This is a genomic window from Desulfovibrio sp., assembly GCF_018379785.1.
Classification (GTDB): domain Bacteria; phylum Desulfobacterota; class Desulfovibrionia; order Desulfovibrionales; family Desulfovibrionaceae; genus Desulfovibrio.
In genome coordinates, this window is the sequence record NZ_JAGZUV010000047.1 from 1 (window position 1) to 25321 (window position 25321).

At 59.2% G+C, this 25321-nt stretch carries 23 protein-coding genes and 1 pseudogene; 17 read left to right on the forward strand and 7 right to left on the reverse strand.

Going from position 1 to position 25321, the window contains the following annotated elements; translation table 11 throughout:
• Positions 1 to 420: pseudogene (locus tag KH208_RS10540) on the forward strand (DNA-directed RNA polymerase subunit beta'); the annotation flags it as partial.
• Positions 421 to 505: 85 nt separating this feature from the next.
• Here KH208_RS10540 and KH208_RS10545 read toward each other — a convergent pair.
• On the reverse strand, positions 506 to 1189 hold the full coding sequence (locus KH208_RS10545) for an MgtC/SapB family protein (RefSeq protein WP_291436118.1): 684 nt from the start codon (positions 1187 to 1189) through the stop codon (positions 506 to 508).
• 240 nt (positions 1190 to 1429) lie between these two features.
• Here KH208_RS10545 and KH208_RS10550 point away from each other — a divergent pair, with 240 nt between their 5' ends.
• From KH208_RS10550 to hmcF, 4 genes are all read left to right on the forward strand, one after another.
• Positions 1430 to 1720 (forward strand): hypothetical protein, encoded by a 291-nt coding sequence (locus KH208_RS10550; RefSeq protein WP_291436120.1) that lies wholly within the window; start codon positions 1430 to 1432, stop codon positions 1718 to 1720.
• A 106-nt stretch (positions 1721 to 1826) separates the two neighbouring features.
• A complete protein-coding gene (locus KH208_RS10555; RefSeq protein ID WP_291436122.1) occupies positions 1827 to 2240 on the forward strand; it encodes a cytochrome c3 family protein in 414 nt (137 codons plus the stop codon).
• Between the two features lie 171 nt (positions 2241 to 2411).
• A complete protein-coding gene (hmcE, locus tag KH208_RS10560) occupies positions 2412 to 3092 on the forward strand; it encodes a sulfate respiration complex protein HmcE (RefSeq protein WP_291436124.1) in 681 nt (226 codons plus the stop codon).
• 50 nt (positions 3093 to 3142) lie between these two features.
• Positions 3143 to 4528, forward strand: coding sequence for a sulfate respiration complex iron-sulfur protein HmcF (hmcF, locus tag KH208_RS10565; protein WP_291436126.1), 1386 nt, complete (start codon positions 3143 to 3145; stop codon positions 4526 to 4528).
• A 158-nt stretch (positions 4529 to 4686) separates the two neighbouring features.
• On the opposite strand, the gene KH208_RS10570 is transcribed toward hmcF, so the two are convergent.
• Positions 4687 to 5040, reverse strand: coding sequence for a response regulator (locus KH208_RS10570; RefSeq protein ID WP_291436127.1), 354 nt, complete (start codon positions 5038 to 5040; stop codon positions 4687 to 4689).
• On the reverse strand, positions 4964 to 5509 hold the full coding sequence (locus KH208_RS10575; RefSeq protein WP_367114960.1) for an Rrf2 family transcriptional regulator: 546 nt from the start codon (positions 5507 to 5509) through the stop codon (positions 4964 to 4966). The genes KH208_RS10570 and KH208_RS10575 overlap by 77 nt, the downstream gene beginning before the upstream one ends.
• Before the next feature lie 315 nt (positions 5510 to 5824).
• Between KH208_RS10575 and KH208_RS10580 the strand changes: the two genes are divergently transcribed.
• The 11 genes from KH208_RS10580 (at position 5825) to KH208_RS10630 (ending at position 17889) form a co-directional block, all read left to right on the forward strand.
• Positions 5825 to 6247, forward strand: a complete 423-nt coding sequence (locus KH208_RS10580) for an Rrf2 family transcriptional regulator (RefSeq protein ID WP_291436128.1) — start codon at positions 5825 to 5827, stop codon at positions 6245 to 6247.
• A gap of 489 nt (positions 6248 to 6736) precedes the next feature.
• A complete protein-coding gene (locus KH208_RS10585) occupies positions 6737 to 7675 on the forward strand; it encodes a respiratory nitrate reductase subunit gamma (RefSeq protein WP_291436129.1) in 939 nt (312 codons plus the stop codon).
• A gap of 11 nt (positions 7676 to 7686) precedes the next feature.
• Positions 7687 to 9282, forward strand: a complete 1596-nt coding sequence (locus KH208_RS10590; protein ID WP_291436131.1) for a (Fe-S)-binding protein — start codon at positions 7687 to 7689, stop codon at positions 9280 to 9282.
• A gap of 859 nt (positions 9283 to 10141) precedes the next feature.
• On the forward strand, positions 10142 to 10699 hold the full coding sequence (locus KH208_RS10595) for a DUF305 domain-containing protein (RefSeq protein WP_291436133.1): 558 nt from the start codon (positions 10142 to 10144) through the stop codon (positions 10697 to 10699).
• A gap of 221 nt (positions 10700 to 10920) precedes the next feature.
• Positions 10921 to 12039 (forward strand): hydrogenase small subunit, encoded by a 1119-nt coding sequence (locus tag KH208_RS10600; protein WP_291436134.1) that lies wholly within the window; start codon positions 10921 to 10923, stop codon positions 12037 to 12039.
• Between the two features lie 12 nt (positions 12040 to 12051).
• Positions 12052 to 13860, forward strand: coding sequence for a nickel-dependent hydrogenase large subunit (locus tag KH208_RS10605; RefSeq protein ID WP_291436136.1), 1809 nt, complete (start codon positions 12052 to 12054; stop codon positions 13858 to 13860).
• 86 nt (positions 13861 to 13946) lie between these two features.
• Complete coding sequence (gene cybH, locus KH208_RS10610; RefSeq protein ID WP_008684775.1) at positions 13947 to 14645, forward strand: Ni/Fe-hydrogenase, b-type cytochrome subunit; 699 nt, start codon at positions 13947 to 13949, stop codon at positions 14643 to 14645.
• An 87-nt stretch (positions 14646 to 14732) separates the two neighbouring features.
• Complete coding sequence (locus KH208_RS10615; RefSeq protein WP_291436139.1) at positions 14733 to 15251, forward strand: hydrogenase maturation protease; 519 nt, start codon at positions 14733 to 14735, stop codon at positions 15249 to 15251.
• A 584-nt stretch (positions 15252 to 15835) separates the two neighbouring features.
• Positions 15836 to 17278, forward strand: a complete 1443-nt coding sequence (locus KH208_RS10620) for a putative sulfate exporter family transporter (RefSeq protein WP_291436141.1) — start codon at positions 15836 to 15838, stop codon at positions 17276 to 17278.
• 42 nt (positions 17279 to 17320) lie between these two features.
• Complete coding sequence (locus KH208_RS10625) at positions 17321 to 17491, forward strand: hypothetical protein (protein WP_008684781.1); 171 nt, start codon at positions 17321 to 17323, stop codon at positions 17489 to 17491.
• A gap of 170 nt (positions 17492 to 17661) precedes the next feature.
• Positions 17662 to 17889 carry a hypothetical protein gene (locus KH208_RS10630; protein WP_291436144.1) on the forward strand — a complete coding sequence of 76 codons (228 nt, stop codon included), beginning with the start codon at positions 17662 to 17664 and terminating at the stop codon, positions 17887 to 17889.
• A 232-nt stretch (positions 17890 to 18121) separates the two neighbouring features.
• Here the strand turns inward: KH208_RS10630 and KH208_RS10635 are convergent, their stop codons facing one another.
• The 4 genes from KH208_RS10635 to dsrO are packed head-to-tail and all read right to left on the reverse strand — an operon-like array spanning position 18122 to position 23501.
• Positions 18122 to 18646: an AAA family ATPase gene (locus tag KH208_RS10635; protein WP_291436146.1), complete on the reverse strand. Its 525-nt coding sequence runs from the start codon at positions 18644 to 18646 to the stop codon at positions 18122 to 18124.
• A gap of 8 nt (positions 18647 to 18654) precedes the next feature.
• A complete protein-coding gene (locus KH208_RS10640; protein ID WP_291436148.1) occupies positions 18655 to 21759 on the reverse strand; it encodes a molybdopterin dinucleotide binding domain-containing protein in 3105 nt (1034 codons plus the stop codon).
• Positions 21760 to 21814: 55 nt separating this feature from the next.
• Complete coding sequence (nrfD, locus tag KH208_RS10645) at positions 21815 to 22771, reverse strand: NrfD/PsrC family molybdoenzyme membrane anchor subunit (protein ID WP_291436149.1); 957 nt, start codon at positions 22769 to 22771, stop codon at positions 21815 to 21817.
• Entirely contained in the window at positions 22764 to 23501 is a 738-nt protein-coding gene (gene dsrO, locus KH208_RS10650) for a sulfate reduction electron transfer complex DsrMKJOP subunit DsrO (protein WP_291436151.1), read from the reverse strand. Before dsrO ends, nrfD begins: the two co-directional genes overlap by 8 nt.
• 698 nt (positions 23502 to 24199) lie before the next feature.
• Between dsrO and KH208_RS10655 the strand changes: the two genes are divergently transcribed.
• The gene (locus KH208_RS10655; RefSeq protein ID WP_291436153.1) at positions 24200 to 25243 is read left to right on the forward strand and encodes an AAA domain-containing protein; all 1044 of its coding nucleotides are present in this window, start codon (positions 24200 to 24202) and stop codon (positions 25241 to 25243) included.
• The last annotated feature ends 78 nt before the right edge of the window (positions 25244 to 25321 follow it).

Consider the following 25321-nt stretch of genomic DNA (forward strand, 5'->3'; position numbering starts at 1 on the left):
ATGCTCAAGAAGGTGACCATCCTCGACTCCGGCGGCACCAGCTTCCTGGTGGGCGAACAGGTGGACAAGAGCGAGTTCAAGGCCGAAAACCAGAAGACCATAGCCGAGGGCCGCGCTCCGGCCACGGCGGAACCGCTGGTGCTGGGCATTACCCAGGCCTCGCTGACCACCTCGTCCTTCATCTCGGCGGCTTCCTTCCAGGAAACCACCAAGGTGCTCACCGAAGCTTCGCTCAAGGGCAAGATGGACTATCTGCGCGGCCTCAAGGAAAATGTCATCGTGGGCCGTCTGATTCCCGCCGGTACGGGCTACCGTGAATACGTGAACGGCGACATCGAGGTGCCGGACCAGAAGGAACGGCCCGACAAATTCCTGGAAGAACTGGAAGAAAACCCCGTGCTGGTGGATCTGAACCAGTAACGGCCGTACATATCAGGACATAACAGAAAGCCCCGGAAGGCATGCCTTCCGGGGCTTCCTCGCGTTGACGCGATAGAGGCGGGACTCAGTTCCTGATCTCCACCCGCAGCACGTGGCCGTCCTTTTTCAGCAGATCCAGCAGATCGGCCAGATCATAGCCGTAGGGCACCTTGATGTGCGCGTCCACCATAATGATCTGGCCCTCCTTGTCCGGAACTGCCTTAAAGCTCGAGATAAAGAGCTTGCGCTCGCGCAGGGCTGCGCGCACCACGTCCAGCCCTGTGCACCCGTCGCGGATATGCAGGCAGAGATGCTCCATGCTGGGCGCGCGCAGCCAGGTAAAGTGCCGGTGCAGAAAAATCTGGATCAAAAAGATCAGCGCCGTGCCCAACACGCCGAGCAGGTAGAGGCCCGAACCCACGGCCATGCCGATGCCCGCCGTGGCCCAGATGCCCGCCGCCGTGGTCAGGCCGCTGATGTTCTGCCCGCGCACAAAGATCATGCCCGCGCCCAGAAAGCCCACGCCGGTCACGATCTGAGCCGCGACGCGCGAGGGGTCCAGGGCCACGCCGTGCAGAGGGATCATGTCCGCAAAGCCGTACTTGGAGACGATCATGAACAGCGCCGAACCCATGGAAACCACCAGATGGGTGCGTATGCCCGCTTCTTTGCGGCGGTTGGCCCGCTCATAGCCGATAAAGGCTCCACAGAGTCCGGCCAGGAAAAGACGCCCCAGAAACTCAAATTCCTGCAACAATCCCAAGTCCATACCCTCTCCTCCAGATACCGGCCTAACACAGATGTGCAACGGACTCAACCGCTCCGGCCCGCCGCCCCGCCGGAACCGCCGAGGAAGCCAATTTCAAAAACATACTTGACATAATATACTTAATATGAGAATTAATTTGTATTAATTAAAGATTGCATAGATATATTTAATTAACTGCCTATAAATACGGATCCCGGTTCCGTCCGGGAACCAAACCGCCCGCAGCGCGAGGAGAACATCATGTCAGCCCTACCCGAACGCGAGTACTTGGCCGAGGAAATCTGTGATCTGTACACCCGGCTCACCGGCGGAGACTATTCCGAGGACCTGCGCCGCGCCCGCGAGCTCGCGGAAGAGGAAGGCCCACAGGACCATTGGTTGCTGACCAATCATCTGGATTATGAGTCCCGCCTCTTCCTCTATGCGGCGGTGGCCTATTCCCTGCGCTGTATGAAGCGCGATCCGTACAAGTGCGCCGTGTTCGTGCGCAGCGTAGCGGAATCGCTGACAGCCGGGCGGCCCTCCGTATGACGGCCCGGGGAATCCCGTCTCAGCCCGGGATTCCCCGTCATCTTCCGGACGGCAAGGTTGCCGCGTTGCAACATGCCGGAATTTCACCAGGAATCAAGGACATGACATGCGTAACACAGCATTCGGATTCGGGACGCCTCTACTCTGCTTTCTGATTTTCGCCTTGGGCATTGCTCTTTTCTCCGACACGGCCAGAGGCGAGGAACGCATCCCCATCACCTTTCCCCCGCTGACGACGCATACCATGCCGCCGGTCTTTTTCACGCACGACAGGCATGTGGAGTACATGGAGCGCAGCAATGCGGAATGCACGCTCTGCCACCGAGAAACAGATGAAGGCATGTCCGAAACCTTTCTGGACGTCAAAGCTCAGCCCGAGCACAGGCAAATTCCCTACCTCCACGCCACCTGTACGGCCTGTCACCGCAAGGCCGACGCGGGACCGCGCCTCGTGGATTGCAGGGTCTGCCACAGCAAAGCCGTGGCCGCGCAGAGCGGGAAAAGCAATGAAGGCAAATAAGAGAGGTCGGGCCATTGCGCACCGGGAACACGCCTTGTCCGCAGAATTTTCAGGTGTGGGAGCGTCGGCGCCGTCAGCGGATGGCGGAGTGTTGTCCCCGCTCGGAAGCGGGGTGTCTTGCCCGCCCCAGGAGCCCCTTTATCGCCGCACATCATTCGGGAGACAGAGTTGATGCTGAACTTCATTACCGGTCCCCTTTTTGTTTTCTCTTTGCTGGTCTTTGTGGTCGGGCTTCTCGTGCGCGCCGTCCTTTACGTGCGCGGCCTGGACTGGCGTCTGGAGCGCGTGGCCTACGGCTACCATCCGGAACGCTCCATCCCCGGCGCGCTGGTTTCCATCGTCAAATGGCTCATACCGGGCGGCACCAGCGGCTGGCGCTCGCAACCGGCGGCCATGGCGTCCTTCTTTCTGCTGCATCTGGGTGCGGTGCTGGTGCCGCTTTTTCTGTTGGGACACACGGTCTTGCTTGAAAACTTCACGGGCATCTCCCTGCCCTCGCTGCCCAACGCACTGGCCGATATCCTGAGCGTGATGAGCGTCGCCGGCATTCTCTTGCTGGTCGCGCGCCGTCTGGCTTCGCCCGCGCTCCGGCAACTGAACTCCGGCGGGGACTGGCTCGTGCTGCTCCTGACTCTTCTGCCCTTCTGCACCGGTCTGATGGCCCGGCTGGACACGTCCGCCTACCAGACCTGGATTGTACTGCATGTGCTGAGCGGCGAACTGTTCCTGATTCTCGCCCCGTTCACCAAACTTTCACATATCGTTCTCTACTTCATGTCCCGCGCGCAGCTCGGCATGGATTTCGCCATCAAGCGCGGCGGCGGCACGCGCGGCGGGGCATTTCCCTGGTAAACAGCGGCATCGGGATCAATTCCATTTCTTTCTCCCGCAAGGAGCGCTCCATGTCTCAGTTATTGTGCAGTCCCCCGCCCGTCACCAGCAAGGAAGGCATTCATGCCTTGCTTCAGGACAAGGGCGGCGCGATCTATTACCAGCAGATGCGGGAAATGCCCGTGAATCAGGCGGTTCTGGCCCGCGACCTCGAACAGACCTGCAAATCACGCACCCGGACCTGGCTCGCCATCTGCGCGCATTGCGGGATGTGCGCGGAAAGCTGTTTTTTCTACAAAACCAACAACAATGATCCCACGCAGATCCCTTCATACAAGATCCAGTCCACCCTGGGCGAGATGCTCCGGCGCAAGGGCCGGGTGGACACCGAGTTCATGATTCACGCCATGGACGTGGCCTGGGGCAAGTGCACCTGCTGCAACCGCTGCGGACTTTACTGCCCGCACGGCATTGATACGGGCGTCATGTTCAGCTATTTGCGCGGCATTCTGTTCAAGCACGGCTTTGTGCCCTGGGAAATGAAGATCGGCTCGGGCATGCACCGCGTCTACGGCGCGCAGATGGACGTTACGGAAGAAGACTGGCTGGAAACCTGCGAATGGATGGTAGAGGAGAACCAGGACGAATGGCCGGATCTGGAAATCCCTGTTGAAAAAGAAGGCGCGGATGTCATGTACATTCTCAACGCCCGCGAGGTAAAGCATTACCCCGAGGACATCGCGCAGGCCGCCATTCTGTTTCATGTCACGGGCACCAGTTGGACTGTGCCGCGCGAAGGCTGGGAAAATACGTCGTTGACCATGTTCGCGGGCGACTGGGAGGGCTGCGCCCAGAACATCAGGCGCATTTACGCCGCGGTGGAGCGCCTGAAACCCAAGATGGTGGTGGGAACCGAGTGCGGTCACGCCCATCGCGGCACCGTGGTGGAAGGCCCCTACTGGGGCGGACGCGCCAGCGGCGACCCGCCGGTGCCCTTCATCCATTACGTGGAATGGGTGGCGCACTGTCTGCGCACCGGCAAGCTGAAAATTGATCCCGCCAAGAAGATCAAAATCCCCTGTACCCTCCAGGATGCCTGCAACTATGTGCGCAACGACGGACTGGGCAGATATACGCGGGAAATCATGAGTTATATCGCGGAGGACTTCCGCGAGATGACGCCCAATGCCAACCACAACTTCTGCTGCGGCGGCGGGGGCGGCCTCAACGGCATCGGCCTCTATCGCAAGGAACGCAATATCGGCCTCAAAAACAAACTGGATCAGATCAAGGCTACCGGCGCACAACTGGTAGTGACCCCCTGTCACAACTGTTGGGACGCCATCAGGGATATGATGGAAGTCTATGAGGAACACAATATCAAATGGTCATTCCTCAAACCGCTTCTGGTGGATATGATGGCGGTTCCGCCCCATATCCGCCACGAAGCGCCTTGACATCGCCGCAACGCCCCCAGCGGCGGTGAGGCCGGCGGGCATGCGATTCCTCCATGTCCTTTTGCAGATCGCATGCCCGCCCTGAAGGAATAAATACGGCTGTTCCGGGGAGACAGACACGCGGACGACGGCGTGTCCGTCCCTCCGGGTAAAAGGCGTCAGGCTGTCGCCGCCCGCACAGCCTCAAGCAGCGCTTCCGGGGCGCAGTTCTTGGACAGCACGGGAATGCCGGTGCCGAAATCCACCGGACGCGGCCCCGCGTCGCTGCAGACAATGGCCGGCAACTGCCTGTTTTTTTCACTGCGACGCAGTCTGCTGTACATGATGGTGCCCGAGACGCGCGGCAGATCCACATCAAAAATGATGCAGTCCGGCCGCAGGCTGTCCACCAGAGACAGGCCTTCAGCGCCGTCGCGGGCCTCGCTCACCCGGTAGTCATGCAGACGAAGCGTCCGTGACAGCCTGTCGAGGCTTTCGGCATCGCTGTCGACCAAGAGAATATGTTTTTGCATGAGCCCCTCCCGTCTGGGCGTCCGGCATAGGCCGGGTTGAGTGTTCCGTCGCTTGGCTGAGCACGGCGCGCAAAGAAGCTCCGCAGCTCTGCCGGACGGAGCCGAGCGTCACTGACCCCAGAGAATGCTGCAGACTGCGGGCGGCGTTGGCCCATGCGTCCAGCGCGGCCCGGCCACGGGGCGCGGCGCTGTTGACGCCGGGAAGGGTTATGCCTCCTTCCACGGCGGCAATGATGTCCGCCAGGCTGACGTCTTCGGGGTTGCGGGCCAGTACATGCCCGCCGGCTATGCCCCGGATGCTTTTGACAATGCCGCCGCCTTGCAGCAGTCGCATGATCTTCTGGACGAATTTTTCCGAGATGCCCGTACAGACAGCCAGTTCTGAAGCGGATGCGGGCATGTCCTCCGCTTGTTCGGAAAGACACAATAAGAGGTGCAGCGCATGACAGCTCATTGTGGAGATTCGCATTTTTATCCCTTCTCAAGAGGATGCAATAATAACATAAAAAGTTGATGTATCTAATTTAGACTGTTTTACTCATGTTTTTTCCCTAACGTATCCGCCGATATCCGTCAAGCCGTCCGGCGCCGCAGGAAAAAACAAGACGTTTTGCCCCTCGCGGGACGCCCGTGTGAAGAGTTTCGCAAAAGTTTTTTGAAGGAAATGTGGTACAAAGTCCGTATAAAAATGTTAGGGTTAGGCTGAAAAAATGCAAAATCTTTCCGCCGCTGTTCCGGCGTTCCGGTTTTGGATCTCAGTCCGGTTTTTCGGGAGGCAAAGGCTATGAAACTTTCGGCAAAAACACGCTACGCGGCACGAATTCTCTTTTACATGGCAAAGCACGTTATGAACGAGCCCATTTCCTCCAACCTGCTTGCCGCGAAAACCGGCATAAGTTCGCAGTTCATCGAACAGATCCTGCGCCAGCTCAGGCTTGCCGGTATTACCGGCAGCGTCCGCGGCGCCAAAGGCGGGCATATCCTGCTGCGCAAACCGGAAGAACTGACCTTCGGCTGCATCGTCAAGCTGATGGAAGGCGGCATTGAACTGGCCGGTTGCCTGGAAAATCCGGAAAACTGTTCCCGCTTCGGCGACTGTGCGGTACGCAAGGCATGGGAAAGCCTCCAGGGCACGCTCGACGGCGCGCTGGAATCCATCACCATGGAAGATCTGTTGCGCAACAAGGAGCTCTTTTCCGCCCTGTAACTCCCACCGCCTCCCACTCTCCATCCCGCCTTTCGTGGGCGGGCCGCGCGGCAGCGCTTTCTTCTGTGACGATGGGGTCTCTCCGCCCTCCTGTCCTGTTTACTCTTCTTCCCCCTCTGATGAAAAAATATTTTTCCAAGCGCCGCGAAAAAAATTTTTACGGCGCTTTCTTCCACAGAATATAGCTGATTTATTTAAATAAAATTATTTCACTCAAGATTACTATGATTCCTCCGAATCAGGGCGAGATCTTTGCATTTTTGTGAATTTTCGTTATCAGAGGTGACTTGCCACGTACCTTGACTTTCCCGTTTTTGTGACCAATTCCTGATAAGAATGAAGTCACAACGGGCTGGGCGCGTGCGTAATTTGGGATGAGGTTGAAAGGCAAGCAGGCGTATGCCGGGCTTGTTGCGGCGACATCGGCCCGGGGCCGATGTCCCGGCAAACCCATGATGCAGCGGCATCTTGACTTACGGGAGAAAACGCATGACCACTCTGTTCTACATTTTGGGCTACCTGGCGGTAGTCGGCTTCATTTGCCTGGCCTACTTGAAAATCAAGGCCTACATGGCTGCCAGCCCTCTGCACGTGCGCTGGGAACTCTATCCCGTGCCGCATGAAGGCCCCAAGGCCGCATACGGCGGCAGCTTCATGGAGGAAAAGGAATGGTGGACCAAGCCCCGCCACATTTCGCACTGGGGCGACATCAAGGGCATCCTGGTGGAAGTGCTTTTCCTGCACGCCACCCTGGAACACAACCAGAAGCTCTGGTTCCGCACTTATCCTTTCCATGTGGGCATGTATATGCTCATGGGCGGCACCATTATCGTGGTGCTCTCGGTCATCGCCCAGTTGTGCGGCCTGGACCCGCAGGGCGGCGTCATGACCTTTGTGGGCAACGTGATCAGCGCCGTGGTACTGCTGGGTTCGTTCTGTATCGTCGGCGGCGGCCTCGCCCTGATCCAGCGTCGTCGTGAGGACGAAGGCCTGAAAAAGTACACCACGCCGGAGCACTATCTCAATCTCGGGGCCTTCGTGCTCTTCGGCCTGCTGTCGTTGGCTGCCTGGACCTTCAATCCCTCGTATTTCGAGCTGGCCCGCACTTTCATCTACAACCTGTTCACCTTCAACTTCCAACCTCTGCCCAGCGTCTTCTTCACCCTGAATCTGCTGGTGGGCTTTTTCCTGCTGATCTGGATTCCCGTGACCAACATGGGCCACCTGATCATGAAGTACTTCATGTACCACGACATCCGCTGGGGCGATGAGCCCACCAACTACAGCGAAAAGAACAAGCAGAAGATCTCCGAGATGCTCAAGTACGATGTGACCTGGTCTGCCGACCACATTGCCGGCGACGGCAGCCCCAAGACCTGGGTGGATGTGGCTACCACCAACCCCGCAGCCCCCAAGAAAGAAGACTAGGGAGTTCCGACATGAAAGACAATCTGCGTTTGAGCGATGTTTCCACTGCCGAAGGGCAGATGGTCAGCATTGATCCGAATACCCTTCCCGAACTCACGCTTGACGTGAAGCCCATGCCCTGGAAGCCCTTCACCGACGAGCAGAAAGAAAACACGGCCTGTATTCTGGACGACGTGTGCGTGCTGAATATTCCCAAGCCCAAAACCCCTCAGGAAGAGGAGGAACTTGTCAACAAGTTCCTCGACGGCATGCGCAAGCTCTTTTCCAAGGAAAACAACTGGACCTTCCTGCCCATGCTGGAAACCAGCATGGACAACTGCGTGCAGTGCAACTCCTGCTCCGCCGCCTGTCATCTTTTTGAGATGTCCGGCGAGAACGAGATGTACCGGCCCAATTTCCGTTCGGAAATTTTCCGCCGCATCTACAAGCAGTATGTGAAAAAAGAGCCCTTCGCCAAATGGCGTTACGGCGACATCAACCTGAACTGGAAGACCGTGGCCCGCCTGGGCGAACTGGCCTACCGCTGCAACCTCTGCCGGCGTTGCGCCCAGACCTGCCCCATCGGCGTGGACAACGGCCTGATCGCCCGTGAAATCCGCAAGCTGTTCAGCCAGGAGCTGGGCATCTACCCCCGCGAACTGCACGAAAAGGGCACCATGAACCAGATGAAGGTGGGCTCATCCACCGGCATGACGCCCGAAGTGGTCAAGGAAAACGTGGAGTTCATCGACGAGGACTACTCGGAAATCACCGGCGTGGGCATCCATACGCCTTTCGACGTGAAAGGCGCGGACATCATGCTCCTGCACAATGCCGGTGAGATCATGGCCTGGCCGGAAAATATCGCGGCCTTCTCCCTGATTTTCCAGGAGGCCGGTCTGTCCTGGACCCTGTCCAGCAAGGCTGTGGCCTATGACGGCGTGAACTACGGCGTGTTCTACGACGACGCCCAGACCGCGCGCATCGCCCTGCAGCACATGATGGCGGCCAAGGAACTGGGCGTCAAAAAGATCGTGATCGGCGAATGCGGCCACGCCCATAAGGCCATCACCGTCATCGCGGACCGCGTGATCCCCTTTGAGTACCAGGTGCCGCGCGAATCCTGCTACGTGACTCTGCGCGACATCGTCATGTCCGGCCGTCTCAAGCTCGATCCTTCGCGCAACGACTTCCCGGTGACCCTGCATGACCCGTGCAACGCGGTGCGCCTGATGGGCATCGTGCAGCCGCAGCGCGAGATTCTGCACAAGATCGCGCCCAAGTTCCGCGAAATGCCCTGCCACGGCGTGGACAACTACTGCTGCGGCGGCGGGTCCGGCTTTGCCATCATGACCCGCAACAACATCGACGAATGGCGCGGCAACATCTCCGGACGCAAAAAGATGTGGCAGATCGGCGAAGCCTTCAAGGAATGCCTCGGCCCCGAGACCAAGAAGTACATCTGCGCTCCCTGCTCCAACTGCAAGGGCCAGATCCGCGAACTGCTGGAGCACAACGATCTGTACTCCAAGAACAGCTTCGCTTACGGCGGCCTGGTGGAACTGATCGTCAACGCCATGACCAACGTCAATCCCGGCTTCATCAAGTGGGAAGGCGACGAGGAATAATCCCCGGCGCACCATGAAAGCCGATACACAGGGGGGCGCAAGCCCCCCTGAGGCTGTTGACAAAGTCGGCAGCCCCGAAAATCAGGAGCAGGTCGCGGCTTTGCCGCGCCGTTAAGCGACTGATTTTCATGTCTTTCCACCCGGCGGCTTAGCCGCCGTTGGTGGCGCAAATCACGCGAAGCGGGGTTTGTCATCAGTCTGAGGGGGGGCGCAAGCCCCCCTTTTTTGCGCCCTTTTTCCACCGCCCGGCCCAGGAGCGGCCCAAGATTGATCTCTCACAGAATTGCCTTTGAAAAGTCGGAACGCAATGCGAATCGACCTGCATTCCGACGTTTCAAAGTTGAAATGCCCTCCCCCCTCCCCTTCCGCGGGCGGCGCATGCCGCCCCAGGCATCACTTTCAATTTCCTCATAAAATATCTGCGGAACGCTGTGATCTGCCTAATGCCTAACCACTTTGCTTGCCTTTCTTTCGTAATGGCTATAGTATTTTTTACGCGTAAGCAGGGTATTTCCTATATGCTTTTATATGGCCTGCCCAAGCAGTAAGACATTGTGACAAGGCAAGATATCAGGCATCCTGTATAGCCGGTGCTCAGTCGGCGGGCCGCTCGGTGAGCGGCTGGCGTTGTGTTCGGCGGGGATGCCGCAACATATGTAATCGGCCTTTTGCGCGGTCAGCATATCCTCTGTACGCGAAAGGCAGCCGGGTCCGCAGGGATACGGCACACCATTCCGGTCACACCGGACCGCTTTTGTATCGCGTGAGCGTTTCCGTTATCGGAAACCGGCGCGAAACAGGGCGGGCTTACGGCTGGAACCGGGCCGCACGGACGGCCGATGCAATTCTGGAGCAAAACATGCGTAACATATATTTGAGCCTTCTTTTCCTTCTTCTGGCAGCCATGCCCGTACAGGCCATGGAACAAAACATGGGCGGCCATGACATGGCCCACGACCAGAACGCGTATTCCGACAGGGTCTACCTTTCCGGCATGATCGCCCATCATGAGGGGGCCGTGCAGATGTCCGAAGCGCTCCTGGCCGCGCCCAAAAAGCAGCAGGATCCGCAGGTGGCCGCCTGGGCCAAGCAGATCATCAAGGCCCAGAAAGAGGAAATCGAGCAGATGAAAGCCTGGCTCAAGGATGCGGGCGGGCTGGATCAGCAGGCGTATGATGCCATGCGCCATGATATGCAGAATATGATGCATATGTATACTTCCCAAAATCCCAATGTGCAGTTTGTGCAGCAGATGCTGCCCCACCACGGCATGGCGGTGACGATGACCGTGCCCGTGCTTGTGCATTCGCAGAAAGCGGATCTGCTCAAGCTGGGCCAGGAAATCATCGAAGCCCAGGCCGCGGAGATGCACGCCTTCAGAACCTGGCTCAACGACCGGGGCGATCACAACATCTAACGAGAGAGAGGATGTTCCGGCGGCAGGGGGCTGCTGTCGGGGCAGGGCTTACGTATGGGGGGCATTGCGCCGTGAGGCGCAGTGGTCTTCAGTGTTTGCGTCCGGCGAATGGCGGCCCGCGCCGCTGTTCTCCCTGCGCACCGTCGGCCGGGGCCGGGCGGCATTGCAGGCCGCCCTGTGCGAACCATTGAAGCTGTAATTTACATTTGAGGTAACGTTATATGGCACATCTTGAGACAACCGCTGAAATGCTGCGCAACCGCGGCGTCAGCCGCCGGGATTTCCTGAAATTCTGCGCGATCACCAGCGTGGCGCTGGGGCTCGGCCCCGGCGCGGATTTGGTCATGGCCGAGGCGCTGTCCACCAAGCCGCGTCTGCCCGTGCTCTGGATCAACGGACTTTCCTGCTCCTGCTGCACGGAATCCTTTTTGCGCACGGCCCATCCCCTGGCCACGGACATCATTCTGGCCATGATCGCCCTGGACTATCAGGACACCATCATGGCCGCCGCCGGCGAACAGGCCACGGCAGCCTATGACGAGGCCATCAGCAAATACAAGGGGCAGTACATCCTGGCCGTGGAAGGCAACACGCCCCTGAACGGCCAGGGCATGTACTGCATCGACGGCGGCAAGCCCTTTATGGACAAACTCGCGCGCGGCGTGGAACACGCCAAAGCCGTGGTTGCCTGGGGCACCTGCGCTTCCTGGGGTTGCGTCCAGGCTGCCAGTCCCAATCCCACGGCGGCCACGCCGCTGCACAAGCTCTTTCCCAACAAGCCCCAGCTCAAGGTGCCGGGCTGTCCGGCCATTCCGGAAGTCATGAGCGCCATTCTGGCCTATATCATCACCTATGACCGTCTGCCCGCGCTGGATTCCCAGGGGCGCCCGGAAATGTTCTACGGCAAACGCGTGCACGACCAGTGCTACCGCCGGGCCCACTTCGACGCCGGTGAATATGTGGAATCCTGGGATGACGAAGGCGCGCGTTCGGGTCTCTGCCTGTACAAGATGGGCTGCAAAGGCCCCACCACCTATAACGCCTGCCCGGCCACACGCTGGAACAACGGCGTGTCCTTCCCCATCCAGTCCGGGCACGGCTGCATCGGCTGTTCGGAACAGAACTTCTGGGATCAGGGCTCCTTCTACGACCGCATCACCACCATCCCGCACTTCGGCACCAACGCCACGGCCGAGACTGTGGGCGTGGCCGCCGTGGCCGGTGTGGCCGCCGGCGTGGCCGTGCACGGCGTTGCCAGCATGATCCGGCATGCCCGCTGCCCCGAAAAAAAGGCCGACACCAGCGCTTCAACCACCAATACCAACGACTCCAACAGCTAAGGAACGACATCCATGGCCTACGAATATACCACGCAAGGATACACAGTCATTGACGCGGGCCGCCGCGTCGTGGTGGACCCGGTCACCCGCATTGAGGGCCATCTGCGCTGCGAGGTGAATCTGGACGAACAGAACGTCATCACCAATGCCGTGTCCTGCGGCACCATCTTCCGCGGCATCGAGATCATCCTCAAGGGCCGCGACCCCCGCGACGCCTGGGCTTTTGTGGAGCGCATCTGCGGCGTCTGCACCGGCACCCACGCCTTGGCCTCGGTGCATGCCGTGGAAAACGCCCTGGGCATCGACATCCCGGACAACGCCAACATCATCCGCAACATGATGCAGCTCTGCCTGATGTACCATGACCATCTGGTGCACATGTACCATCTGGCGGGCCTGGACTGGGTGGACGTGGTCTCGGCCTCCAAGGGCGACCCGTACGAGACCTCGGCCCTGGCCCAGAAGCTCTCGCCCTGGCCCAATTCCTCGCCGGGCTATTTCAAGTCGGTCAAGGACCGGCTGCTTAAAGTCATCGAATCCGGCAACCTCGGCATCTTCACCAACGGCTACTGGGGCCACCCGGCTTACAAGTTGTCGCCCGAAGCCAATCTGATGGTCGTGGCCCACTATCTGGAAGCCCTGGACTTCCAGAAGGACGTCATTCACATCCACACCATTTTCGGCGGCAAAAATCCCCACCCCAACTGGCTGGTGGGCGGCGTGCCCTGTTCTCTCAACCTCAACGCCTACGGCGCGGCCGACGTCATCAACCAGGAGCGCCTGGAATACATTCTCCAGGTCATCGAACGCTGCCGGGTCTTCGCCCAGCAGGTGGTGATCCCCGATACCCTGGCCCTGGCCACTTTCTACAAGGACTGGCTCGGCATCGGCAGCGGTCTGTCCAAACTCTCGGTGCTGGCCTACGGGGGCATTCCGGACATCGCCAACGATTTCTCGGACAAGAGCCTGCTGATGCCGCGCGGCGCGATCATCAACGGCAACTTTGAAGAAGTCCTGCCCGTCAACCTCACGGACCTTGACGAAATTCAGGAGAGCGTCAATCACTCCTGGTACGACTATCCCCTGGGCAAGGTGGGGCTGCACCCCTTTGACGGCGTCACCGATCCCAACTATCAGCCCGGCCCGAACATCAAGGGCACGCCCACGGATCTCAAGCAGGTGGACGAACAGGCGCGCTACTCCTGGCTGAAAACCCCGCTCTGGCGCGGCAACCAGATGGAAGTGGGCCCCCTGGCCCGTACCCTGGTGGGCTACGCCAAAAAAGACGACGCCATCAAAGGCATGGTGGACGACTTCTGCGGCCGTCTGGGCGCGCCGGTCTCGGTGCTCCAGTCCACGCTGGGACGCATCGCCGCCCGCTCCCTGGAACTGGCCTGGTCCGCCGAAAAACTGCGCTACTTCTATGACCGGCTGGTGACCAACCTGAAAAACGGCAACACCTCCACGGCCAATACCAAAAACTGGAGCCCCGACACCTGGCCGGAAGGCGAGGTGCGCGGCGTGGGCTTTACCGAAGCCCCACGAGGCGCTCTGGGGCACTGGATCGTGATCAAGAACAGGAAGATCGAACGCTATCAGTGCATTGTGCCCACCACCTGGAACGCCGCCCCGCGCGGTCCCAAGGGCCAGTTGGGCGCATACGAGGCCGCGCTGATGGGAACCCACATGGACATTCCCGATCAGCCGCTGGAAATTCTGCGCACCCTGCACAGCTTCGACCCCTGTCTGGCCTGCGCCACCCATATCATCGGGCCCGACGGCAAGGACCTGCTGACCGTGCGCGTGGACCGGAGCTTCTGAACCGTTGTTGCCGCGCTGGCGCGGCAACAACGTACGGGCGCGGGGTGAATCCGGCATACGGAACCCCCGCCTTGTGGAGAAATGTCATGAACAACAGTGATAACGTGCTGGAGCCTGTGGGCAAGTCAGCCTATGTCTACCAGTTGCCCATCAGGATCTGGCACTGGACCATGGTCGCGTGCGTCAGCGTGCTGATCGTCACGGGCTACATTATCGGCAAACCCTGGCTTTCCGTCACCGGACAGCCTTACGATACCTTTTACATGGGCTATACCCGCATGGCCCACTTCATCGCCGGCTTCATCCTGATCATCAGTACGGTGCTGCGCTACCTCTACGCTCTGATCGGCAACAGGTACTCGCGGGAGCTGGTCATCCTGCCGTTCTGGCGTAAATCCTGGTGGGGCGGCCTGTGGAGCGACATCCGCTGGTATCTCTTCCTGGACAAGGAGCCCCGGGTCTATGTGGGACACAATCCCCTGGCCCAGGCGGGCATGGCCGTGGGCATGGTCTTCATGCTGATCATCATGCTCAGCGGTCTGGGCCTGTATGCCCAGAGCGCCCCCCAGTCACCCATCTTCAGGCCCTTCCTCTTCATGCTGGACCTGATGTACTGGGTGGGCGGCAATGATCAGGAGCTGCGCAGCCTGCACCGGCTGGGCATGTTGCTGCTGGTGACCTTCGTCACCGTGCACATCTATATGGTGATTCGTGAGGAAATCATGGGCAAGACCACCCTGGTTTCCACCATGATCAGCGGTTTCCGGGAGCGCCGCCGGAGCTGATCCCCGCAACCCCGCAACGTTCGAACGCCCGGCCGGTTCCCGTGCATTCCTTGCCGGAACCGGCCGGAACCGCGATAAGGAAAGAATATGGAAAAAACAATCATCCTGGGGCTCGGCAATCTCCTTTACGGCGACGAGGGCTTCGGCGTGCGCCTGGCGCAGCATCTGTACGCCCACTGGGATTTCCCGCCGGGCGTCAGTGTGGTGGACGGCGGCACGCAGGGCCAGACCCTGCTCACCTTCGTGGAGGAGGCGGACAGCCTGCTGGTGCTGGATGCCGTGGATTTCGGCCTTGAACCGGGCGAGCTGACCCTGCGGGAGGAAGTGCCCGCCTATGTCACGGCGCAGAAAGTCGGCCCGCATCAGAACAGCTTTTCCGAAGTGCTGGGTCTGGCCGCCCTGCGCGGCACCCAGCCGCGTCGCTGCGCCCTGCTGGGCGTGCAGCCGGCAGCCATGACTCTGGGCGCGCACTGCTCGCCGGAAGTGGAAGGCATCCTGCCCGAGGCTGTGAAGCAGGCCTTGGGCCTGCTTCGCCACTGGGGCATTGAAGCTGTCCGCCGTCCGGAACCCCGCCATCTTTCGGCCCCGGTCCTGGCCGAGCTCTGAACCGTTTTCCCGCAGCATCCGGCCCAGGGCGTCCCTCCGTTTGCGCACAGCACGGAACGACGCCCTGTTTTTACGGGAAAAGACCTGAATTCACGCCTCTGGCGAAAAGAGCGGCAAAGTCGACCGCCCCCGCAAGCTGAATTACTCAAAAAAAGCGGACGAGCCTGCAAAATGAACGTAACCAGCCGCTGAATGGGGATATACGCCCTGCAATATATTTGAGAAAATATGCACAAATGCTCTTTCGGAAGAAATTACAGGGAGCACACGCGGAATTCACAGTACTGACGAATAAAAAAGTCCACGGATAGCGAAATACCGCTTTTATCAGCTTGGATTTATAGCTATAGTGTTGACAGCGAAAGAGGGCTCTGATAGGCACGCACTGTCCGTGTCGTCCGCAGGCGCCTGCCCGCGGCAACGGAAAATCCACTGCCTCAGACCGCATATGGGGGCACAGCCAGATCACGGCTTTTCTGCCCGACGCGCGCCGAGTTGTCGACGTCCCGCCGGACATCAGCATAAGGGACTTCCATCTATGGTGGAGGCGAATCCCGTATCTGCACTTCTAGGAGGGATGGTTTATGGCAAACAACAACAAATTAACCGAAGACAGCGTAGCCCTCTTTATCGGCTGCTTCGTCTTCATCCTGGCCGCCCTGAACCTGTGGGGCGTCGACGTGTTGGGCTGGGTGCTCAAGACCAACATGTGGACGAGCATGAGCGATGCCTTCTCGGTAACCAACAAGGGCTATGCCGGCATCTCCGGCATCGGCTCGCTGTTGCTGACCTGGGCGGCAATGACCGCTGTGCTCGCCGTGGGCATCAAAAGCCTGGGCGGCAATGTGGGCCGCTTTGTGGTGGCCTTTACCATCGTCTTTTTTATCGCTGAATTCTTCTTCATGCTGGGCGCCAACGCCCACATCGCGGCCACGCCCAACCAGCAGGCCAAATTCGGCATTTCCTGGTCCATCGGCCTGACCACGGAAGCGGGCTTCATCGTTGCCCTGATCGCGGGCATCCTGATCAGCAACGTCGCCCCCGCTCTGGCCGATATGCTGCGTGACGCCTGCCGTCCCGAACTGTTCGTCAAAATCGCCATCGTGGTGCTCGGCGCTGAACTGGGCGTGAAGGCCGCCGGCGCTTCCGGTTATGCCGGTCACATCATCTTCCGCGGTCTCTGCGCCATTGTGGAAGCCTATCTGATCTATTGGGCCACTGTGTACTACATCGCCCGCAAATACTTCAAATTCAGCCGTGAATGGGCCGTGCCCATGGCTTCCGGCATCTCCATCTGCGGCGTGTCCGCCGCCATCGCCACGGGCAGCGCCATCCGCGCCCGGCCCGTGGTGCCGATCATGGTTTCCTCGCTGATCGTGGTCTTCACCTGCATTGAAATGCTGGTGCTGCCCTTCGTGGCCGCCTTCTTCCTGCACAACGAGCCCATGGTGGCCGGCGGCTGGATGGGCCTGGCGGTCAAGTCCGACGGCGGCGCCATCGCCAGCGGCGCCATCACCGACGCCCTGATCCGCGCCAAGGCCATGGAAGCCGGCATCATTTGGGAATCCGGCTGGATCACCATGGTCACGACCACGGTTAAAATCTTCATCGACATCTTCATCGGCGTGTGGGCCTTTGTGCTGGCCTGGGTCTGGGCCGCCAAGTTCGACAAGACCAGAGGCGAACGCACCATGACCTTCGGCGACGTGTGGGCCCGCTTCCCGCGCTTCGTGCTGGGCTATGTGGGCACCTTCGTGATCATGCTGCTGATCTGCCTGCAGTCCAAGGAACTGGCCGCCATGGGCAAGAACGTCATCAGCACGCTCGGACCTCTGCGTACCATCTTCTTCACTCTGACCTTCTTCACCATCGGCATGGTTTCCAACTTCCGCAAGCTGATGGAGGAAGGCATCGGCAAACTGGCCATCGTATACATCATCTGCCTGTTCGGCTTTATTATCTGGATCGGTCTGTTCATCTCGTGGGCGTTCTTCCACGGCATGACGCCGCCTGTGATGGCCGGTTAACGCGTTTCACCCAAGAGGTTTCATCCTCACAAGGAGTCGGATATGTCTGAAGACAAGAAGGACGTGAAGTTCCACGAAGAAGTCCAGAAAATGGAATATGAACCCCTGGATGAGACGGAACTGAAGCTCATCCACTGGAGCTGGGGTCTGGGCGTCACCCTGCTCGTGGTGCTCTGGTTCGTGAGCTATCTCTTCCCGAGCGCTCACAGCTAGACCAGGCCGTGCATCAGAGCTGACGAAAGAGCGGGAGCGCGCCCACAGCGAGCTCCCGCTCTTCACCTTCTCCCTCAAAGGCCGGTATGGTTCGCCGCCCGGCGCGGATATGAAAATACGTTCAATCACCCGGCGTCCGGGCACGTCCCGCCGCTGTAAAGGAAGCAGTCATGCCGCAGTACCGTGTGCATTATATCGCGGGTCCCAACGAAAACCTTACGATCAGCCGCCATCAGATCATTGAGGCTCCTTCCTTTCAGGAAGCTCTGGCCCGGGTCACCCACTGGCCGGTGGTGGAAACCTACGATCACACTTCGGCCTGCGCCAAAAATCCCGGCACAAGCCTCTATGACTTCGAAGCCTGGGAAGCCATGCCGCTGGAAGCAAACAAAGCCTGAGGCAATTCACGTTTGAAATACCTGAATTGCCCTGAAGGCCGCGTAAGCGGACACCCGCCCCAAGCGCGAGGAGCGGCCGGAGGCGGCGCGCAGCCGTGCCGTTAGCCCAAGCGCACGGATACCGACGGCAGAGATAAACCGCGTTTTGGCATTGCTGTCGGTATCCGTCCGGTTTGAAGACTCCCAATGTGTATACGGGAAAAGAATTCCGACAGGAGCGCATGTTTCCGTCTCAACGCGCCCGCCCAGACGCCGCAGCCCGCGCGGCGCGACAAATGGCCTCCACCGCCTCGCCCGGCGACAGCGCGGCGGTATCCAGCACCAGAGGCGCGCGCTCCCAGACCTCATATTCCCGTTCCCGCACAGCCCGCCAATCAGGAAGAAGCAGACCGGGAATCCGGCACTTCCGCCCTTCCACCCGCGCGCGATGCATCCGCGCATCAGAGCAGACGATCTCCACTTCAAGCAGGCCCACTCCCGCTTCACGGGCCACGTCCCGCCAGGCATTACGGGTCAGGGCGAGCGGGTTGACGCAATCCGCCAGCACAATGCGTCCCAGGCGGAGATTATCCAGCGCCGCGGCATAGCCCGCGTAATAGCCCGCCGGGCCCAGATGGTCCCGGTCGATAACGCCGGAGCGGACCAAAGCCTGTTCCAGCGAATCAATACGCAGCCAGACCGCCTTGAGCCTTTGTGCGAGAAGACGCGCCACACTGCTTTTACCCACGCCGGGCAGGCCGCTGAAACTGATCAGCATAGCGTCTCTCAGACCTTCTCAATACGCGCGGGTATGCCCTGCCGGGCCGCCGGGCCGCCCATATGCTCCGCCAGGGCGGACAGGCCCTTGCGGGTGGGATCGGGCGGCACCAGGTCATTGAGGTTTATGCCCGCCGCCACGCTTTTCCGGGCCGGAGTGCGCACGCCGTCGATCTCCACATCAGAGGCGCCCAGGCCCGTATGCCCGAAACCGTGTTCCACCGCCACCACGCCGGGCATGACCATTTCCCCCACGCTGACATAGGCCGCCGTGCTGCCGCCCGGCGTGACCAGGCGCACCATGTCGCCGTGCCGGACGTCCGCCTTTTGCGCGTCGGAGGGATGCAAAACCACCAGATTGACGCCCTTGATGCTCAGAAGCCGGGGGGACACAACGCCGTAGGAATTGATCAGACTGGATTTGAAGGAAATCATCTCCAGGGGATATTCCGCCGAGGTCCAGACCTCGCGCAGCTTCCGGCCGTCGTACAGCAGGGGCGGCAGGCAGCTGGGCGTGCCCCGATACGGCTTACCTGTCCGGGAATTGACGGCCGTGCCCGCGTCCTCGTTGTAGACGGCCAGGGCCTTTTCCCATTTGACGCCCAGTTCCTCGCCCCGATAGGCCGCGGCATAAGGCGCGAACCTGCCGCCGCGGGTGTAGAGAAAGGTGACGGGCCCCTGCTCTTCGGGCGGCAGAATGCGCCGGATATCGTCCAGGATGGGCCGCACCCCGGAAAGCGCGATATCCTCCGCGCCGGGGGACGGCAGCACGTCGTTTTTGAACCAGGCGATATTCGCCGCATGCCGCAGATAAAAATCCTGCGGCGTGTGCAACGGATGCAGCGTGCCGTCCGCGCCCCGGATGGCCTTGTCCCCAAAACCGGGCAGGCCCATGCGCTTGGCCGCTTCAATGATGAACAGCTCCATGCAGACGGGCTCACCGGAGGCGCTCCGGGCCTGGCGCGGCGTCACGGCGGGCCAGCGGGCTGTGGAGACCGGTGTCAGCGTACCGGCCCAGGCTCCGGAAAAGCCGCCCCAGAGCTCGTACATGCAGGGATCGGGCACCAGATAGTCCGCATAGGCGTTGGTTTCATTATGGAAGGTATCGATGCCGATAATCAGCGGCAGATCGCGGGAATCTTCCAGACATTCGCCCACCGCCTGTTTGAGCCCGCCGTGGCCGTAAAGCACGTTGCCTTTCCAGTTGATCCAGCATTTGTATTTGAAGGGATTGCCGTTGGCGTGCGCCAGAAGATGCTCGGCGGGCATGTTGGGCGGCGTGAGAGGGAACCAGGGATATTCCGAAGGATACGGATTTTCCCCGTCCGCGACCTTCCTTTTGAACTCCGTGGACTTCTGATACGGGGCCCGGCAACGGATGGCCGGAAAGCCCTTGGGCGCGCCCTGCCCTTCAAAGGCCAGCAAATCATAGCGCGGCCCCTTGAGGGCGGCCTTGTGGTAGCCACCGCCGCCCACGGAAAGGCCGCCTTTGACGTTGATATTGCCGATCAGGGTATTCAGGGTCAGCACGGCAAAGGCGGCGTTGACGCCGGAGGTGCTCATCATGCCGCCGTGCACGTCCACGGCCGCGCGTTTGCCGTGAGCTGTCAGACGTGTCGCCAGATCCTTGATGCTCCGCACCGGCACGCCGCACAGGCGGGAATATTCTTCCAGGTCGCGGCTGTCCGCCTCTTCCTTGAGCAGTTGCAATGCACTGGCCACTTCCACCTGCTCGCCGTCCAGAGGCAGGGAGCCCCGGTAAAACAGGGCCGCCTGCTCGCAGGCCCCGGCGGGCAGCATGCGGCCGTCCGGGCTCATGACCACGGCGTCGTTCTTGTCGGCTCCGGCAAAGACGCCTCCCGCCGCGCCAAGATCGGCCACCCGCAGCAGCGCCCCGGCCCGCTTGCCGGAAAGCCGCACCAGATGCGTGGCATTGGAAAATCCGGCCTCTCCCGCTTTGCGCGCGGCCGCCAGGGTGGGATGGCTCAAAAAGGCCGCGTCATGGCGGTTGTTGTCGAGGATATGGCGGATCATGCCCAGGGCAAGGGCTGAATCCATGCCCGGCCGGATCGGAACCCATTGCGCCCGGTCCCGCGCGGCGCTGGTCACGGGCAGGCGCAGGACGGGATCAACGACCGCATAGCGCATTTTGCCCCCGGAGCGTGCGTCCGCCACCATCCGGGCCGAGCGGTTGAAAGGATTGCCCGCCTGGGACGGCGCCGTGCCCCAGAACAGCACGAATTCGCAGTGCTCGAAATCGGGTTTGGTGTGGGGCATGGCCTGAAGGTCATTCAGAAAGAGCCCCGCGCCCAGCCGGAAGGACAGGCCGCAATACGCGCCGTGCTTGCCGAAATTCTTGGTGCCGTAGGCGCCTTGGCCGAAGCGGCGCAGAAAAATCTGCTCCCGCCCGTCCTCCGTGGTGTAGGTGAGCAAAAGGCGATTGGACTGCGGGCCGAACTCGGGCATTTCCGGATTGGCCGGTCCCTTGGCTTCTCGGATGGCCCGCAGGCCGTCCACGTGCCCTTCGCCGAAGAGGTCGCCGCCGTCCACTACCTCCGCCACCAGTTGCTCAAAGGAAATGCTCTTCCACTTGCCCTCGCCGCGTTTGCCCGTGCGCTTCAGACAGCGGGTGATCCGGAAAGGATTGCTGTTGGCCTCCAGCATGGCCGCCCCGCGCCCGCAGACCGTGGCCCGCTGCGCGTAACCGCTGCCGCCGTGCGCGGAGAGCGCGGCCAGAGCCTCTCCCACGGACGTGCTCATGGGCAGCTGATGACTGGTGGACAAAGGGTTGTAAGGATTGCCCGCAGCCCGTACCACGCGGTCCGTTGCCTCGTCGATATGCAGGCGCACGCCGCAGAAGGTGGTACAGCCCCAGCACTGGTTGAAGGCCACGCGCTGCCCCTTGACCGGCGCGGCATGGCCTTCCGGATTTATCCGGTACTCGGGAACCAGGGAATTCTTATGTTCCGCGTCGGCAACGGGCACACCGGCCGTGCCTTCGCGCAGGCCCCGCACCATGCGCCGCGCCGTATCCAGCGAGGCGGCGGCGAAAACTCCCAGCCCCACGGCGGCGAGGGCGCCTTTTTTCAAAAAATTACGTTTCTTGTCATCCATGTTTCTGCAACCTTGTTACATCGAAGATACGTCCGGCGCGTTGGCGACTCAGCAATCAATCCACCCTGGCGGCTTCTTTCGCCGCATTCCAGGGGAAAAGCATGGAAAGCAGCAAGGCCAGCGCCAGCCAGAGACCGGCGCCGCCTGCCAGAACCAACAGGGAGCCGGGAGAAACAATATCCAGAAAAGCCGCCGCGTCGGAAAACGTGGACGCATTTCTGCCGAAGGCCTGTCCCATATGGATGATTTTCCAGAACACCATGAAGGCGCTCACGCAGGTCATGGCTCCGGTCAGGCGGAACCAGCGGCGGGGGCGGATTGCGGCGATGACGGCGGCGATCAGGCAGATGGTTTCGGGCGCGTGCCACCAGTATGTGGCGAATTGGGCAAAGCCCTCGGGCGCGCGGAAGGCCAGAGCCGCCAGCGCGCAGACAAAGGCGGCCGCCGCGCTGGTCCGGGGCAGCAGGGAAAAGGCGCCATCCGTGCGCGGCGCCATGAGACAGGCTAAACCAATGGCCGCGCTCAGGCCCGCGAGAATGAAGCCCATGGGCAGCAGGGGCCGCGCCCAGAGCACACGGCCCGCGCAATCCATGATCTCGCTGTCCGCATAGATGAAAACGGCGCAGGCCGCCCCGATGGCGGGCAGAAACCAGAGAGGATGCACGCGTCCTTTCCGGCGCGGCCAGACCAGGGGCACGGTGCACAGCAGACACAGCGGAATCAGAAAGCCGCCCCAGGCCGTCCAGGAAATAAAATGCGGGCGAAGATACAACTCATACGCGCGCAAGGGCTGTTCCAGGCCCATCAGGAGGCAGGCCTGACCGGCAAGGCCTGAGGCCAGCGCAACCACGCCGAGCAGGCGGCCCGTTCCGGCGGACGCGCGCCGCCAGAGCGCCGCGCAGGCCAGGATGGTAGCCGCCGCCCCGGCAGTCAGAAAGAAAAACGCCAGCGGTTCCCAGACGCCCCAGACTTCCGGCGGCGTGATATTGGAAAGCTCCATGAAACTAGGCATGGCTTTCCTCCTGCTGCGGCAAACGCGGCGACATGGGTGTTGCCACGCTGTCCGCAGCAACAAAGACTTCGTCAAGATGCAGATAAAACACAAAGGGCTCCGTGCCCTTTTCCGGATAAAGCACCTTCAGCGCATCCTTGTGGGCGTCCAGCGTGCGCCGGATCAGACTGTCGGGCGCGTTGAGATCGCCGAACAGACGCGCGCCGCCCACGCAGCTTTCCACACAGACAGGCAGCAGCCCGGCTTCCAGACGATGGGCGCAGAACGTGCATTTGTCGGCCGTGCGCGTCTGGCGGTTCAGAAAACGTGCGTCATAGGGACAGGCCTGCACGCAAAAACCGCAGCCGATACAGGCGGAGGCGTCAATAACCACAATGCCGTTGTCGTGTTGATACGTGGCTTTGACCGGACACACCGGCAGACAGGCCGGTTCTTTACAGTGATTGCACAGGCGCGGCAAGGGCGCGATATGCATGCGCTCTTCCCCTTGCGGCCTGAGCGCATATTCTCCCACGCTGGTCCGGAACGCGCCCGGCGGCACGGCATTCTCCATGCAACAGGATACAGTGCAGGCCTGGCAGCCCACACATTTTTTCAGATCAATAAGCATGCCGTAACGGGGGCCGCGCCCCTGCTCCAGGGCCGGGACACCGCCCCGGACCGGTGCGACAAGCCCCGGACCGGCCATACCGGCCAGTCCGGCAAGCTGTAAAAATTTTCTTCGCTGCATATGAAAACCACTGTGATTTCAGTTAGTTGAACTTTTACGACGGATTACAATACCCGCCTAAGACTAATGGTTACAAACATACCCGATATGCCCTCACTGTCAAGAAAGGGCGAGAAAGACAGCGGCAACTCAACACGAAATGCTGAAACAAGGAAGGTAGAAAGGAGACAGCGAGAAAAATACTCGTAGCGCTACGAGCCTAATGCTGCGGGGAAACTGAAGGGCCAGGATGACTGCCCTCCGTGTAGGGCGTGACACGGTGCCCGTAAGATCAGACGGTCCTCGAGCAGAGAGAAAAGGAGCTTGAAAGATATTCTTGGATCAGCAACAACTTTCATATATTTCTCGACAGCAATAGTGAAAAAACTTTCATAAGAAATATTTAAAGAATTATAAAAATCAATCAAATCTGCATTTCAATATTTATATGCTATATATACTCTCGATTGAAGATATTTAGATCTGTATATTGCATAGCATAATTAAAACTATCTGAATATATATCAACAAACTACAACTAATTATAATGTAAAAATTAATCATTTGTTTCTAAAAACGGACTCCGACAAAAATTCTGTAAACGGGAAATTATTGATGGCAAAAACATCGATTTAGCTATAGTAAAAAGTGTAAACAAATTTACGACCATATTTTGGCGTCACCCAATGGATTGTTTTGTCCCAAGCAGGAGTCCCAATATGCTGGAGCGCAGAAAGGAGATGGTTATTTGCAAAGGAAAAGATAAAACTTCTTCTATTGAATATTACGAATTTGATGAAAGACGCAAAAAATATCTAATTACTTTCAACAACGGCGGACAATATGAATATAGCGAAGCTAATATCGCCATTTTAACGCCTCAACCATATGACATGCAAAATAAATTTATTTTTTATAAAGGAGCTCCAGTCATTGACTTTGAAAAAATTCTTCTGTTTGCGGATGCCAAACATCAATTTTTATATGTGTGCAAAAACAGTGGAGATTTCAGTGCGCCGGAGAGCCGTTTCACGGTATCCGAATCCGCAGAGCTGTCTCCTGCCGGACAGAGAATATTCAGTTATTTGCATACAATTGCGGCGTTAACCGCATCCGATACGCCCCTTGCATGTGGGAATACTCAAGATAAATTTTTAGCAACGATATACGCCAAGCTGAAGTTCATCCATCCTGAAAGCGTGCTGGCCGCATATCTGAATCATGGTCCGGTGTACAAGAGAGAAACTCCGATAGAGGACATTATTTTCCCCTTTCGCTTCAACTTAAGTCAAAAAGCTGCGCTTGAAAAAGCTCTGACACATTCCGTATCTATAATAGAAGGTCCTCCTGGTACCGGCAAGACCCAAACCATATTGAATATTCTAGCGAACTTGACAATAGTAATGGGGAAAAGCGTCGGAGTCGTTTCTTTCAATAATGAGGCCGTTAAAAATGTTAAAGATAAACTTGATAAACAGAAATACGGATTTCTGGTTGCTGATCTTGGGCGTGCAGAGAAACGAGAAAATTTTTTTCAGAACCTGCCGACCATAAATGTTGCAGAATGGAAGTATGGCGACAAGTTAGAGGAGCTGCAAGCCAGAATTAAGGAACTTAATCAAATTTTAACTCAATTACTTGCAGAAGCTAACAGATTAGCCCAATTAAAACAAGAGTTGGCAGCTTATCATCTTGAGCAACAGCATTTTGAACAGTATTTCGCGGCGCAGCAACTGACTTCTATTGAGGTAGTCTCGACTTGATCTGACAGTTACCCCTTGAAAGGAAAGGGGAACTCCGTTTTGATGGAAGTGTAAACGCACCATCAACCGGGCACTGCG

Coding starts and splice junctions, on each gene's coding strand:
- cybH (WP_008684775.1), top strand. CDS start 13,947: ATGAACAACAGTGATAACGTGCTGGAGCCTGTGGGCAAGTCAGCCTAT.
- KH208_RS10615 (WP_291436139.1), top strand. CDS start 14,733: ATGGAAAAAACAATCATCCTGGGGCTCGGCAATCTCCTTTACGGCGAC.
- KH208_RS10635 (WP_291436146.1), bottom strand. CDS start 18,646: ATGCTGATCAGTTTCAGCGGCCTGCCCGGCGTGGGTAAAAGCAGTGTG.
- KH208_RS10600 (WP_291436134.1), top strand. CDS start 10,921: ATGGCACATCTTGAGACAACCGCTGAAATGCTGCGCAACCGCGGCGTC.
- KH208_RS10605 (WP_291436136.1), top strand. CDS start 12,052: ATGGCCTACGAATATACCACGCAAGGATACACAGTCATTGACGCGGGC.
- KH208_RS10570 (WP_291436127.1), bottom strand. CDS start 5,040: ATGCAAAAACATATTCTCTTGGTCGACAGCGATGCCGAAAGCCTCGAC.
- KH208_RS10545 (WP_291436118.1), bottom strand. CDS start 1,189: ATGGACTTGGGATTGTTGCAGGAATTTGAGTTTCTGGGGCGTCTTTTC.
- KH208_RS10620 (WP_291436141.1), top strand. CDS start 15,836: ATGGCAAACAACAACAAATTAACCGAAGACAGCGTAGCCCTCTTTATC.
- KH208_RS10555 (WP_291436122.1), top strand. CDS start 1,827: ATGCGTAACACAGCATTCGGATTCGGGACGCCTCTACTCTGCTTTCTG.
- KH208_RS10640 (WP_291436148.1), bottom strand. CDS start 21,759: ATGGATGACAAGAAACGTAATTTTTTGAAAAAAGGCGCCCTCGCCGCC.
- hmcF (WP_291436126.1), top strand. CDS start 3,143: ATGTCTCAGTTATTGTGCAGTCCCCCGCCCGTCACCAGCAAGGAAGGC.
- KH208_RS10550 (WP_291436120.1), top strand. CDS start 1,430: ATGTCAGCCCTACCCGAACGCGAGTACTTGGCCGAGGAAATCTGTGAT.
- KH208_RS10585 (WP_291436129.1), top strand. CDS start 6,737: ATGACCACTCTGTTCTACATTTTGGGCTACCTGGCGGTAGTCGGCTTC.
- KH208_RS10580 (WP_291436128.1), top strand. CDS start 5,825: ATGAAACTTTCGGCAAAAACACGCTACGCGGCACGAATTCTCTTTTAC.
- nrfD (WP_291436149.1), bottom strand. CDS start 22,771: ATGCCTAGTTTCATGGAGCTTTCCAATATCACGCCGCCGGAAGTCTGG.
- hmcE (WP_291436124.1), top strand. CDS start 2,412: ATGCTGAACTTCATTACCGGTCCCCTTTTTGTTTTCTCTTTGCTGGTC.
- KH208_RS10590 (WP_291436131.1), top strand. CDS start 7,687: ATGAAAGACAATCTGCGTTTGAGCGATGTTTCCACTGCCGAAGGGCAG.
- KH208_RS10630 (WP_291436144.1), top strand. CDS start 17,662: ATGCCGCAGTACCGTGTGCATTATATCGCGGGTCCCAACGAAAACCTT.
- KH208_RS10625 (WP_008684781.1), top strand. CDS start 17,321: ATGTCTGAAGACAAGAAGGACGTGAAGTTCCACGAAGAAGTCCAGAAA.
- KH208_RS10655 (WP_291436153.1), top strand. CDS start 24,200: ATGCTGGAGCGCAGAAAGGAGATGGTTATTTGCAAAGGAAAAGATAAA.
- KH208_RS10595 (WP_291436133.1), top strand. CDS start 10,142: ATGCGTAACATATATTTGAGCCTTCTTTTCCTTCTTCTGGCAGCCATG.
- dsrO (WP_291436151.1), bottom strand. CDS start 23,501: ATGCAGCGAAGAAAATTTTTACAGCTTGCCGGACTGGCCGGTATGGCC.
- KH208_RS10575 (WP_367114960.1), bottom strand. CDS start 5,509: ATGCGAATCTCCACAATGAGCTGTCATGCGCTGCACCTCTTATTGTGT.